Origin of the sequence: Enterobacter cloacae complex sp. SHL001 (genome assembly GCF_049236825.1) — a bacterium.
Lineage (GTDB): Bacteria > Pseudomonadota > Gammaproteobacteria > Enterobacterales > Enterobacteriaceae > Enterobacter > Enterobacter hormaechei_C.
Genome location: NZ_JBMKIP010000014.1, coordinates 17,093 through 29,015, shown reverse-complemented (window position 1 = coordinate 29,015; position 11,923 = coordinate 17,093). Strand labels below are relative to the sequence as shown.

General features: G+C 58.0%; 13 protein-coding genes and 1 riboswitch. Of the genes, 7 read left to right on the top strand and 6 right to left on the bottom strand.

Features of this window, described 5'->3' with window-relative positions:
- The first annotated feature begins 326 nt into the window (after window positions 1-326).
- Entirely contained in the window at window positions 327-1,916 is a 1,590-nt protein-coding gene (gene purH / locus ACOTYH_RS21425; protein ID WP_023295751.1) for a bifunctional phosphoribosylaminoimidazolecarboxamide formyltransferase/IMP cyclohydrolase, read from the top strand.
- 15 nt (window positions 1,917-1,931) lie between these two features.
- Complete coding sequence (gene purD, locus ACOTYH_RS21420; RefSeq protein ID WP_131492906.1) at window positions 1,932-3,224, top strand: phosphoribosylamine--glycine ligase; 1,293 nt, start codon at window positions 1,932-1,934, stop codon at window positions 3,222-3,224.
- Window positions 3,225-3,270: 46 nt separating this feature from the next.
- Here purD and ACOTYH_RS21415 read toward each other — a convergent pair whose 3' ends face one another.
- The 6 genes from ACOTYH_RS21415 to nudC all read right to left on the bottom strand — a co-directional run bounded on the left by ACOTYH_RS21415 (window position 3,271) and on the right by nudC (window position 7,623).
- Window positions 3,271-3,963 (bottom strand): DUF1481 domain-containing protein, encoded by a 693-nt coding sequence (locus ACOTYH_RS21415; protein WP_017384076.1) that lies wholly within the window; start codon window positions 3,961-3,963, stop codon window positions 3,271-3,273.
- Window positions 3,964-3,974: 11 nt separating this feature from the next.
- Complete coding sequence (gene hupA / locus ACOTYH_RS21410) at window positions 3,975-4,247, bottom strand: nucleoid-associated protein HU-alpha (protein WP_002445246.1); 273 nt, start codon at window positions 4,245-4,247, stop codon at window positions 3,975-3,977.
- Window positions 4,248-4,433: 186 nt separating this feature from the next.
- The gene (locus ACOTYH_RS21405; RefSeq protein ID WP_003862310.1) at window positions 4,434-5,024 is read right to left on the bottom strand and encodes a YjaG family protein; all 591 of its coding nucleotides are present in this window, start codon (window positions 5,022-5,024) and stop codon (window positions 4,434-4,436) included.
- Between the two features lie 41 nt (window positions 5,025-5,065).
- A complete protein-coding gene (nfi, locus tag ACOTYH_RS21400; RefSeq protein ID WP_010425928.1) occupies window positions 5,066-5,737 on the bottom strand; it encodes a deoxyribonuclease V in 672 nt (223 codons plus the stop codon).
- A 9-nt stretch (window positions 5,738-5,746) separates the two neighbouring features.
- On the bottom strand, window positions 5,747-6,811 hold the full coding sequence (hemE, locus tag ACOTYH_RS21395) for a uroporphyrinogen decarboxylase (protein ID WP_045340550.1): 1,065 nt from the start codon (window positions 6,809-6,811) through the stop codon (window positions 5,747-5,749).
- Window positions 6,812-6,849: 38 nt separating this feature from the next.
- Window positions 6,850-7,623: an NAD(+) diphosphatase gene (nudC, locus tag ACOTYH_RS21390; RefSeq protein ID WP_015569966.1), complete on the bottom strand. Its 774-nt coding sequence runs from the start codon at window positions 7,621-7,623 to the stop codon at window positions 6,850-6,852.
- A gap of 95 nt (window positions 7,624-7,718) precedes the next feature.
- On the opposite strand from nudC, the gene rsd reads away from it, so the two are divergent.
- The 5 genes from rsd to thiS all read left to right on the top strand — a co-directional run bounded on the left by rsd (window position 7,719) and on the right by thiS (window position 11,922).
- The gene (rsd, locus tag ACOTYH_RS21385) at window positions 7,719-8,216 is read left to right on the top strand and encodes a sigma D regulator (RefSeq protein ID WP_421637888.1); all 498 of its coding nucleotides are present in this window, start codon (window positions 7,719-7,721) and stop codon (window positions 8,214-8,216) included.
- 54 nt (window positions 8,217-8,270) lie between these two features.
- A riboswitch (TPP riboswitch) is annotated at window positions 8,271-8,380 on the top strand.
- Window positions 8,381-8,459: 79 nt separating this feature from the next.
- A complete protein-coding gene (thiC, locus tag ACOTYH_RS21380; protein WP_033487987.1) occupies window positions 8,460-10,355 on the top strand; it encodes a phosphomethylpyrimidine synthase ThiC in 1,896 nt (631 codons plus the stop codon).
- Window positions 10,355-10,996, top strand: coding sequence for a thiamine phosphate synthase (gene thiE / locus ACOTYH_RS21375; protein WP_077580385.1), 642 nt, complete (start codon window positions 10,355-10,357; stop codon window positions 10,994-10,996). The genes thiC and thiE overlap by 1 nt, the downstream gene beginning before the upstream one ends.
- The gene (thiF, locus tag ACOTYH_RS21370; protein ID WP_058701006.1) at window positions 10,983-11,738 is read left to right on the top strand and encodes a thiazole biosynthesis adenylyltransferase ThiF; all 756 of its coding nucleotides are present in this window, start codon (window positions 10,983-10,985) and stop codon (window positions 11,736-11,738) included. Before thiE ends, thiF begins: the two co-directional genes overlap by 14 nt.
- Complete coding sequence (gene thiS / locus ACOTYH_RS21365; protein ID WP_058701007.1) at window positions 11,722-11,922, top strand: sulfur carrier protein ThiS; 201 nt, start codon at window positions 11,722-11,724, stop codon at window positions 11,920-11,922. The genes thiF and thiS overlap by 17 nt, the downstream gene beginning before the upstream one ends.
- Window position 11,923 lies beyond the last annotated feature (1 nt).

Below are 11,923 nucleotides of genomic sequence, written 5' to 3'. Positions count from 1 at the left end.
TTCAACCGACCGGGTTATCTGTGAAGTGATTCACATCCGCCGTGTCGATGGAGGCGCATTATAGGGAGTTCTCCGCAGGCCGCAACCGCTAAATGACAGAAAAATGACTGACTGCTGCATTCCACAGCAAAACCCCGCCTTATACCTTTTTACGCACAGACTTATCCACAATGATACGAAAAAGTAAAAATGTGCGAGCGTTGCGCAAACGTTTTCGTTAAAATGCTCGCGCTTCACAAGGATGCCTCGTCAGGTGTGTTAGATGAGTTTTTTACAGGAAAATTCATCTAACGCTCTCTGTAATCGTGAAATCCAGGGGATTTACCATGCAACAACGTCGTCCAGTCCGCCGCGCTCTGCTCAGTGTTTCTGATAAAGCCGGTATCGTCGAATTCGCTCAGGCACTTTCTGCACGTGGCGTAGAGCTGCTTTCTACAGGCGGTACCGCTCGCCTGTTAGCAGATAAAGGTCTGCCGGTAACCGAAGTGTCCGATTACACCGGTTTCCCGGAAATGATGGATGGACGCGTCAAAACCCTGCACCCGAAAGTGCACGGCGGTATTCTGGGCCGTCGCGGTCAGGACGACGGCATTATGGAGCAGCACAATATTGCCCCCATCGACATGGTGGTTGTTAACCTCTACCCGTTCGCCCAGACCGTTGCCCGCGAAGGCTGTTCTCTGGAAGACGCGGTTGAGAATATCGACATCGGCGGCCCGACCATGGTGCGCTCCGCAGCCAAGAACCATAAAGATGTGGCCATCGTGGTAAAGAGCAGTGACTACAACGCCATTATTAATGAGATGGATGCCAACGAAGGGTCCCTGACGCTTGAAACGCGTTTCGATCTCGCCATCAAAGCCTTCGAGCATACCGCCGCCTACGACAGCATGATCGCCAACTACTTCGGTAGCCTGGTACCTGCCTACCACGGTGAAAGCAAAGATCCATCTGGCCGCTTCCCGCGCACGCTGAACCTGAACTTCATTAAGAAGCAGGATATGCGTTACGGCGAGAACAGCCACCAGCAGGCTGCCTTCTATATAGAAGAAGAGGTAAAAGAAGCCTCTGTAGCGACTGCCCAGCAGGTACAGGGCAAAGCCCTCTCCTATAACAACATTGCCGATACCGACGCCGCGCTGGAATGCGTGAAAGAGTTCAGCGAGCCAGCCTGCGTTATCGTCAAGCACGCCAACCCATGCGGCGTTGCGGTAAGTGCGTCTATTCTGGAAGCTTACGATCGCGCCTACAAAACCGACCCGACCTCCGCGTTCGGCGGCATTATCGCCTTCAACCGCGAGCTGGATGCGGAAACCGCGCAGGCCATCATCTCCCGTCAGTTTGTCGAAGTGATCATCGCGCCATCAGCATCCGAAGAGGCGCTGAAAATCACCGCGGCGAAACAGAACGTGCGCGTACTGGTTTGCGGCCAGTGGGCAGAGCGCGTTCCAGGCCTGGACTTCAAGCGCGTGAACGGCGGGCTGCTGGTTCAGGACCGCGATCTGGGTATGGTGGGCGAAGCCGATCTGCGTGTCGTCACCAAACGTCAGCCAACCGAGCAGGAACTGCGTGACGCGCTGTTCTGCTGGAAAGTGGCGAAGTTTGTGAAATCCAACGCCATCGTCTACGCCAAAGAGAACATGACCATCGGAATAGGCGCAGGCCAGATGAGCCGCGTTTACTCTGCGAAAATCGCGGGTATTAAAGCAGGTGACGAAGGTCTGGAAGTCAAAGGTTCCGCCATGGCCTCTGACGCCTTCTTCCCGTTCCGCGACGGTATCGACGCGGCCGCTGCTGTGGGCATCACCTGTGTGATCCAGCCTGGCGGTTCAATCCGTGATGACGAAGTGATTGCCGCTGCCGACGAGCATGGCATCGCAATGATCTTCACCGACATGCGCCACTTCCGCCATTAATCCCCGGAGCAGAAAATGAAAGTATTAGTGATTGGTAACGGCGGGCGCGAGCACGCCCTGGCGTGGAAAGCAGCGCAGTCTCCGCAGGTTGAAACCGTCTTTGTGGCACCGGGTAACGCCGGGACCGCGCTGGAGCCCGCACTACAGAACGTCGCCATCGGCGTAACCGACATCCCGGCGCTGCTGAGCTTTGCCCAAAACGAGAATATCGATCTGACGATTGTTGGCCCGGAAGCACCGCTGGTGATCGGCGTTGTAGATGCCTTCCGCGCCGCGGGCCTGAAAATTTTCGGCCCAACGGAAGGGGCTGCGCAGCTGGAAGGCTCAAAAGCCTTCACCAAAGATTTTCTCGCGCGTCATAACATCCCGACGGCGGAATATCAGAACTTCACCGAGGTAGAGCCTGCTCTGGCTTACCTGCGTGAAAAAGGCGCGCCGATTGTGATCAAAGCCGACGGCCTGGCTGCCGGGAAAGGCGTTATCGTGGCGATGACCCTCGAAGAAGCGGAAGCCGCCGTGCAGGATATGCTGGCGGGTAACGCCTTTGGCGACGCGGGCCACCGCATCGTGATTGAAGAGTTCCTCGACGGCGAAGAAGCGAGCTTTATCGTGATGGTTGACGGCGAGCACGTTCTGCCGATGGCGACCAGCCAGGATCACAAGCGCGTAGGCAATGCCGACACGGGGCCAAACACCGGCGGGATGGGAGCTTACTCCCCTGCTCCGGTGGTCACTGACGAAGTACACCAGCGCACCATGGACCGCATCATCTGGCCAACCGTGAAGGGGATGGCTGCGGAAGGCAATACCTACACCGGTTTCCTTTACGCAGGCCTGATGATCGACAAGCAGGGTAACCCGAAGGTGATTGAATTCAACTGCCGCTTCGGCGATCCGGAAACCCAGCCGATCATGCTGCGCATGAAGTCCGATCTGGTTGATCTGTGTCTGGCGGCGTGCGAAGGCAAGCTGTACGAGAAAACTTCCGAGTGGGACGAGCGTGCCTCTTTAGGTGTGGTGATTGCTGCGGGTGGCTATCCGGGTAGCTACAACACCGGAGATGAGATCCACGGCCTGCCGCTGGAAGAGATTGACGGTGCGAAGGTGTTCCACGCCGGTACAAAGCTCTCTGACGACGACCGCGTGCTCACCAACGGCGGTCGCGTGCTGTGTGCGACCGCGCTGGGCCAGACCGTGGCAGAGGCGCAGAAGCGCGCCTATGCGCTGATGGCGGATATTCACTGGAATGGCAGCTTCAGCCGCCAGGATATCGGCTATCGTGCCATTGCGCGGGAGCAGGGAGAGTAATTTCCCCCTCACCCTAACCCTCTCCCACAGGGAGAGGGGATTTACGTCAGAAACTCTTCTCTGTCGGCTGCCAGGTGCAGAAATCTTCATTCGCCACCAGCAACAGCTGAGAGCCTTCCGGCGCTTCCAGCCATGCCACACTCACCTCCACAGATGAATGCCGCTGACGACGCTGAATGTGTTCGGTTGCCCAGGATTCAAGCTCAGGCTTCACCGTCTGCCCTTCGCAGGTGGTCACCGTGCCGTCGGCATGCCAGCGCCCCTGGCGCAGCACCACGCGGCCCTGACGCAGCGCATCGCTGGTCTGGCGGAGTTGTTCAGCACGGTAGCGGTAGAGAGCGACCTGATCGCTGGAAAGCTGCTGTTTCAGTCCACTGACCTCATGCTGCATAAAGCTCAGCTCGCCGTGGTCGTCGAAACGCACCTTCACGTGTTCGGGAGTCTTACTGTAGATATTCAGTTCAATGAGCGACAGCGCATCGCCCTGCCAGCGGTATTCTGCGGTCGAGGTGTTGCCGTTATGCCACGGGCTGAATGCGGTGAGCATATGGACTTCATCGCTGGAATCTTTGCGCCAGATCCTGACCGCACCCTGGTTGTCAGCGTAGCCGCTGGCGGTAAACGGGGGGAGTGAGGAATCATGGCTACAGGCAGACAGCAACAGTACGCCTGCCAGCGCGAGCGTTCCACGCCAGAATGACAAAAGGGGCGTTGCCGCCCCTTCGTTAAAACTGTTCACTGCCACGCGTCTTACTTAACTGCGTCTTTCAGTGCTTTACCAGAAACAAATGCCGGCACGTTAGCTGCGGCGATTTTGATTTCTTTACCGGTCTGCGGGTTGCGGCCAGTACGCTCAGCGCGGTGGTTCACTTTGAAGGTACCGAAACCAACCAGTTGTACAGCATCGCCTTCTTTCAGAGACTCAGTAATAGCAGCCAGGGTAGATTCCAGAGCAGCTTTAGCCTGCACTTTAGACAGATCAGCCTTGTCCGCAATTACATCAATCAGTTGAGTCTTGTTCATAAGTTATCCTTTCAATGTGTTTATCGCTTGCTAAGCATCGAGTGCGACGAAAATGCCAAAAAAGCACTCTCCTGCATACACGCACCGATAGCCACTTTTTTTCGCCCCCCAAATGTAGACCAGACGGGGGGCGAAAGGGAAGAGTCGAGGAGTGACAAAACAGGCGTTAAATCACGTTTTGTTGTCTCATTGGTTAAAAATTATACCAATATTGCTCTCACCGGCCTCGCGAAGGTCCGCGCGAAGCCCTTTGATCAGCTCAATATCACGTTCTTCACACTCCGCCAGCAGACGGAAAATTTCCCACTGAATATCCCATTCCTGTTCAACCGCCGGGTTAGCACGCAGCTCCTCGTCGGTCATTTCACGGCCTTCCTGGGTCATTTCCAGCATCGCAACGGTGGTAATGGATGCCTTGCTGACTTCAATGGCGTGTTCCAGGGTTTCACCGCTCAGACGGGAGTGGATCAGCTCGCTCAACGCCACACAGGCATCAATGGCCGGGTAGACGCCATACAGGTCGAAATCATCCGCAGCCGGAATAGCCTCTTCCAGCTTTTCGAGCTGAGAGTCAAAATTTACCTTCGCATCTTTGACCGTCAGCGTCTCCCAGATTAAATCCAGGATACGACGATAAATCTGGCCTTCGCCAAACGCCGTCTGCTTGCAGAACGCGGCATAGTTGGGATACATGCGCTCGCACAGGCAAGCCATAAACGTCACGTGCTGCCAGCTTTCCAGCTTCTCAAGGCGCAGATGAATCGGGTTTTGTAACATGATGATGTCTCGAATCGAAAATTAGCCGCAGTTTACCTGAATCACGGCTGAATTTCCTGCCAACGAATGAATGCCGGACGTGAAGAGGCCACGGCGTCAGCCCAGCGGGTTGGCTCCGGTAAACGGTAGCCCTTCATACAGCGTTGCACCCACGCCAGTGCGCTATCCATGCTGACCCGATGCCCGGTGGCGATAAACAACGGGTTGCAGCGCGCTTTACTGCGCCAGACCCACGCCAGCTGCTCGCCTTTATGGATAAGCGGCGCCAGTGCGCCCGGTTCGGCAGAGAGCGGCTCAAACGCGCCGCACAGGCGTTTTTTCGCTACGCCGATGGTCGGCACGTCCACCAGCAGACCAAAGTGGCTGGCGACGCCTAAGCGACGCGGATGGGAGATACCATGCCCATCAACAAACAGCAGATCGGGTTTTTGCGAGAGTTGCTCCCACGCGGCCAGCAGCGCGGGATATTCGCGGAAGGAGAGAAAGCCGGGAATATAGGGCATGGTGGTGGCGATACGCGCCACCTTGTACTCCACCAGCTCCAGCGACGGGTATTTCAGCACCACCATCGCCGCCCGCGTCACTTCACCGCCCTGCTCAAACCCGACGTCCGCCCCGCCAATGTACTGCGGGGGATCCTTATCCAGACGATCCTCGCGGATCACCGATGAAGCCAGTTCGATTTGCTGAGCGCGTAGCGACGCGAGATCCATAACCACTCCTTACTTGTGATACTGGGCAGAAAGCCGATGCACCGCCTCCACAAATACGCCTGCGTGTTCAGGCGGCACATCCTGATGAATGCCGTGGCCGAGGTTAAAGACGTGGCCTTCACCCTGGCCGAAACCAGACAGTATAGTCGACACTTCCTCTTCGATGCGGGCAGGCTGAGCATAGAGCATGGACGGGTCCATGTTGCCCTGTAGCGCCACTTTGTCGCCCACGCGACGGCGCGCATCGGCAATATCGGTGGTCCAGTCGAGGCCCAGCGCGTCGCAGCCGGTGGCCGCCATCGCTTCCAGCCATTGGCCGCCGCCTTTCGTGAACAGCGTTACCGGCACGCGGCGACCGTCGTTTTCACGGAGCAGGCCATCGACGATTTTGTGCATGTAGTACAGGGAGAACTGCTGATAATCACGCCCGGTCAGCACGCCGCCCCAGGTGTCGAAAATCATCACCGACTGCGCGCCGGCTTTAATCTGCGCGTTGAGATAGAGCGTGACGCTCTTCGCCAGCTTGTCGAGCAGGGCATGCAGGGCCAGCGGCTCGGCGTACATCATCTTTTTGATGACGGTAAAGGCTTTGCTGCTGCCGCCTTCCACCATGTAGGTGGCCAGCGTCCACGGACTACCGGAGAAGCCTATCAGCGGCACGTCGCCTTTCAGTTCGCGGCGAATGGTGCGCACGGCGTTCATCACATAGCCCAGCTCGCCTTCAGGATCGGGGATCGGCAGCTTATCAACGTCAGCTTTGCTTTTGATCGGAGAGGTAAAACGCGGGCCTTCTCCGGTTTCGAAATAGAGCCCAAGGCCCATCGCATCCGGAATGGTGAGAATGTCCGAAAAAAGAATGGCGGCATCGAGCGGGAAGCGGCGCAGCGGCTGGAGCGTCACTTCACAGGCCAGCTCGGCGTTTTTGCACAGCGACATAAAATCGCCTGCCTGCGCGCGCGTGGCTTTGTACTCTGGCAGATAGCGTCCCGCCTGGCGCATCATCCACACCGGGGTGACATCAACGGGCTGGCGCAGCAGCGCACGCAGATAACGATCGTTCTTCAGTTCGGTCATTTTGCAGTTCCTTATTGCGTCAGTCCGTCAGTGTAACACTACTCATACTCGGCCCGACACATTGCCACGGTATCTTCTATCAGGCGACGCGCCACCGTTCCCGGTGGGGGCAGCAGCGGTAAATCGTCGTAGCGATACCAGTTCGCCTCCAGCAGCTCTTTCTGATCAATAACAATCTCGCCGCTGTCGTATTCCGCCATAAACGCGGTCATCAGGGACATCGGGAACGGCCACGGCTGCGACGTCACATAGCGCAGGTTTTTCACCTTAATGCCGCTCTCCTCCATCACCTCGCGCGCCACCGCCTGTTCCAGCGTTTCGCCGACTTCCACGAACCCGGCGAGGACGGTGTGAATGCCGTTGCGATGACGGGTATGTTGCGCCAGCAGGATGGAATCATCACGGCGGATGGCGACAATGATGCACGGTGCGATTTGCGGGTAGTAGCGTTCACGGCAGTGGCCGCAGAGCATTGCCCACTCGGTTTTGCTCGGGTGCATGGTATGGCCGCAGTAGCCGCAGTATTTGTGCGAGCGGTAAAACTCCGCCAGCTGCACGCCGCGCCCCGCCAGCTGGAACAGGCCGACATCCCGATCCAACACCTGACGAACGGAGCCCATATCCTGACGACGAGCCTGTTGGATCAACCATACCGGATCGCCCTGCCACTCGCCGATCCGCAGCGCCGGTTGGCCGACGAGATCGAAGATGTCTGCCGCACCGTAGGGTATCTCCCCACCGGGCAGCCATAATTTTTGTTCGTGACTGACGATCCACCAACCCAGATCTGATTTTTCAATAATACGATCCATATCTATTGCACTACCTTCGCTTCACTGACATGTTGTTAGCATTATGGTTACATTTTGGATAAGCAGATCCCATTCTAAACCTTATGGAGTCGACCATGTTAAACCAGCTGGAAAGCCTGACTGAGCGCGTTGGAGGAAGTAACACCCTGGTGGATCGCTGGCTACATGTGCGCAAGCATCTACTCGTGGCGTATTACAATCTGGTTGGTCTTAAGCCTGGCAAAGAATCCTTTATGCGGCTGAATGAAAAAGCGCTGGACGACTTCTGTCAGAGCCTGGTCGACTACCTTTCCGACGGCCATTTCAACCTTTATGAACGCATTATCCGCGAAATGGAAGGGACAACGCCGTATTTAGCGGCCAGCAAACTCTGTCCGCTGCTGGAAGCCAACACCCAGCAGATCATGGACTACTACGATTCCACGCTAGAGAACGCTATCGATCACGATAACTATCTTGAGTTTCAGCAGGCGCTTTCCGACCTTGGCGAAGCGCTGGAAGAGCGATTCACGCTGGAAGACAAGCTCACCGCCCTCGTGCTGGACAACAACCTGAATATCAGCACCAGCGATAACGTTGCGCGTCCTGCTTGAGTTCTTAATCGTTAACGAGTAATTTACAACCATTCGCCCCTCTCACGAGGGGGATTTTTCTTGTCGGAGTGCCCAGTGTGAAAGCACGGGCTGAGACCGTTAATTCGGGATCCGCGGAACCTGATCAGGTTAATACCTGCGAAGGGAACAAGAGTCACACTGCTGTTGTATCGCCCCTGAGGCGATCTTCTCTTGCTTCATCCGTCGTCTGACAAGCCATGTCCTTCACATCTGGAATGAGCTATGTCTACTGCAAAACTGACCCGCCGCGAACAGCGCGAACACGCCCAACGCTTCATCGACACCCTGGAAGGCACCGCTTTCCCGAACTCGAAACGCATCTACATTTCCGGCTCACAGGCTGATATCCGCGTGCCGATGCGCGAAATCCAGCTCAGCCCGACGCTTATCGGCGGCAGCAAAGAAAACCCGCAGTTTGAAGACAACGAAGCCGTGCCGGTATACGACACCTCCGGCCCGTACGGCGACCCTTCTGTTGCTATCAACGTACAGCAGGGTCTGGCAAAACTGCGCCAGCCGTGGATTGACGCCCGTAACGACTGCGAAGAACTGAGCGTGCGCAGCTCGGCGTATACCAACGCGCGCCTGGCCGACGACGGTCTGGACGAGCTGCGCTTTACCGGCCTGCTGACGCCGAAACGCGCTAAAGCGGGCAAATGCGTCACCCAGCTGCACTACGCGCGCCAGGGTATCGTCACGCCGGAGATGGAGTTCATCGCCATCCGCGAAAACATGGGCCGCGAGCGCATCCGCAGCGAAGTGCTGCGCCACCAGCATCCTGGTGAAGGGTTTGGCGCTCGCCTGCCGGAAAACATCACGCCGGAATTTGTGCGTGACGAAGTGGCCGCCGGGCGCGCCATTATCCCCGCCAACATCAACCACCCGGAATCCGAGCCGATGATTATCGGCCGCAACTTCCTGGTGAAGGTCAACGCCAACATCGGCAACTCAGCGGTGACGTCATCCATCGAAGAAGAGGTGGAAAAGCTGGTCTGGTCGACGCGCTGGGGCGCGGACACGGTGATGGACCTTTCCACGGGCCGCTATATTCACGAAACCCGCGAGTGGATCCTGCGTAACAGCCCGGTGCCGATTGGCACCGTCCCGATTTATCAGGCGCTGGAGAAGGTCAACGGCATCGCCGAAAACCTCACCTGGGAAGCGTTCCGCGACACGCTGCTGGAGCAGGCCGAGCAGGGCGTGGACTACTTCACCATCCACGCGGGCGTGCTGCTGCGCTACGTGCCGATGACGGCGAAACGTCTGACCGGTATCGTCTCACGCGGCGGTTCGATTATGGCTAAATGGTGCCTTTCCCATCATCAGGAAAACTTCCTCTACGAACACTTCCGCGAAATCTGCGAAATTTGCGCCGCGTACGACGTCTCCCTGTCGCTGGGCGACGGCCTGCGTCCTGGCTCCATCCGCGATGCTAACGACGAGGCGCAGTTTGCCGAGCTGCACACGCTGGGCGAGCTGACCAAAATCGCCTGGGAGTACGACGTGCAGGTGATGATTGAAGGCCCGGGCCATGTGCCGATGCAGATGATCCGTCGCAACATGACCGAGGAGCTGGAGCACTGCCACGAAGCACCGTTCTACACCCTGGGGCCGTTGACCACCGATATTGCGCCGGGCTACGACCACTTCACGTCAGGCATTGGCGCGGCGATGATCGGCTGGTTCGGCTGCGCCATGCTCTGCTACGTGACGCCGAAAGAGCACCTCGGGCTGCCAAACAAAGAGGACGTGAAGCAGGGGCTGATCACCTACAAGATTGCCGCCCACGCGGCGGATCTGGCGAAAGGCCATCCGGGCGCGCAAATTCGCGACAACGCCATGTCCAAAGCGCGCTTTGAATTCCGCTGGGAAGACCAGTTTAACCTGGCCCTCGATCCGTTCACCGCCCGCGCCTATCACGACGAAACCCTGCCGCAGGAATCGGGCAAAGTTGCGCACTTCTGCTCCATGTGCGGACCTAAATTCTGCTCGATGAAGATCAGCCAGGAAGTACGCGATTACGCCGCCGCGCAGACCATTGAAGTCGGCATGGCGGACATGTCGGAAACCTTCCGCGCGAAAGGCGGCGAAATCTACCTCAAAAAGGAGGAGGCGTAATGTACCAGCCCGATTTCCCCTCCGTGCCCTTCCGCTTAGGGCTTTACCCGGTGGTGGACAGCGTGGCGTGGATCGCTCGCCTGCTGGAGGCAGGCGTTCGCACGATCCAGCTACGCATCAAGGATAAACGCGATGAAGAGGTGGAGGTCGAGGTGATCGCCGCTATCGCGCTGGGACGTCGCTACCACGCCCGCCTGTTTATCAACGACTACTGGCGGCTGGCGGTTAAACACCAGGCGTACGGCGTGCATCTGGGACAGGAAGATCTGGAAACGACCGATCTCAACGCGATCCGTGACGCCGGTCTGCGGCTGGGCGTTTCTACCCACGATGATATGGAGATCGACGTGGCGCTGGCGGCCCGCCCCTCTTACATCGCGCTCGGGCACGTTTTCCCAACGCAAACCAAACAGATGCCGTCCGCTCCACAGGGTTTGACGCAGCTGGCGGCCCACGTTAAGCGCCTTGCCGATTACCCCACCGTTGCCATCGGCGGGATCAGCCTTGAACGTGCGCCCGCGGTGCTGGAGACCGGCGTCGGCAGTATCGCCGTCGTCAGCGCTATCACCCAGGCGGCAGACTGGCAGGCCGCCACCGCGCAGCTTTTACAACTGGCAGGAGCAGGTGATGAAAGATCGTGATTTTATGCGTTACAGCCGCCAGATCCTGCTGGAGGATATCGCCATCGAGGGGCAGCAAAAGCTGCTCGCCAGCCGGGTACTGATTGTCGGTCTGGGCGGATTAGGCACCCCCGCCGCGCTGTATCTGGCCGGCGCGGGCGTGGGCACGCTGGTGCTGGCCGATGACGACGAGGTACATCTCAGCAATCTGCAACGGCAAATTCTCTTTACGACAGAAGATATCAACCAGCCTAAAGCGCACGTTACGAGCCAGCGGCTGAACCAGCTTAACCCCGATATCGAACTGGTCGCACTCCAGACGCGGCTGAGCGGGGAAGATCTGCAATGCGAAGTGGCCCTTGCCGACGTGGTGCTGGACTGTACGGACAATATGGCGACACGTCAGGCCATCAACGCGGCCTGTGTTGCGCAGAACACGCCGCTGATCACCGCCAGCGCGGTCGGTTTCGGTGGGCAAATAATGGTGCTTACGCCGCCGTGGGCACAGGGCTGCTACCGCTGCCTGTGGCCGGACGAGGCTGAACCGGAGCGTAACTGCCGCACGGCAGGCATTCTGGGCCCGGTGGTGGGCGTGATGGGTACTCTTCAGGCGCTGGAGGCCATCAAGTTGCTCAGCGGCATGGAGACAGAACGCAACACGCTGCGGCTGTTCGACGCCCGCTCCAGCGGCTGGCGTCATCTGGCGTTAAACCGTGCCAGCCACTGCCCGGTATGCGGAGGCCGCAATGCGCATTCTGTTTAACGATGAGCCGATGACGTGCGACGACGATCTCACCGTTGCCGCCCTGCTCGACATGCTGCGCCAGCTGAAGCCGGGAACGGCGCTGGCGCTCAATCAACAGATCCTGCCGCGCGAGCTGTGGGAACATCAGCAGGTCAATGAGGGCGACCAGATCCTGCTGTTTCAGGTTATCGCAGGGGGCTGAG

Excerpts from the sequence above, each read along its gene's own strand:
- purH (WP_023295751.1), top strand. The coding sequence starts at position 327 with ATGCAACAACGTCGTCCAGTCCGCCGCGCTCTGCTCAGTGTTTCTGAT.
- purD (WP_131492906.1), top strand. The coding sequence starts at position 1,932 with ATGAAAGTATTAGTGATTGGTAACGGCGGGCGCGAGCACGCCCTGGCG.
- hupA (WP_002445246.1), bottom strand. The coding sequence starts at position 4,247 with ATGAACAAGACTCAACTGATTGATGTAATTGCGGACAAGGCTGATCTG.
- ACOTYH_RS21405 (WP_003862310.1), bottom strand. The coding sequence starts at position 5,024 with ATGTTACAAAACCCGATTCATCTGCGCCTTGAGAAGCTGGAAAGCTGG.
- nfi (WP_010425928.1), bottom strand. The coding sequence starts at position 5,737 with ATGGATCTCGCGTCGCTACGCGCTCAGCAAATCGAACTGGCTTCATCG.
- hemE (WP_045340550.1), bottom strand. The coding sequence starts at position 6,811 with ATGACCGAACTGAAGAACGATCGTTATCTGCGTGCGCTGCTGCGCCAG.
- nudC (WP_015569966.1), bottom strand. The coding sequence starts at position 7,623 with ATGGATCGTATTATTGAAAAATCAGATCTGGGTTGGTGGATCGTCAGT.
- rsd (WP_421637888.1), top strand. The coding sequence starts at position 7,719 with ATGTTAAACCAGCTGGAAAGCCTGACTGAGCGCGTTGGAGGAAGTAAC.
- thiC (WP_033487987.1), top strand. The coding sequence starts at position 8,460 with ATGTCTACTGCAAAACTGACCCGCCGCGAACAGCGCGAACACGCCCAA.
- thiE (WP_077580385.1), top strand. The coding sequence starts at position 10,355 with ATGTACCAGCCCGATTTCCCCTCCGTGCCCTTCCGCTTAGGGCTTTAC.
- thiF (WP_058701006.1), top strand. The coding sequence starts at position 10,983 with ATGAAAGATCGTGATTTTATGCGTTACAGCCGCCAGATCCTGCTGGAG.
- thiS (WP_058701007.1), top strand. The coding sequence starts at position 11,722 with ATGCGCATTCTGTTTAACGATGAGCCGATGACGTGCGACGACGATCTC.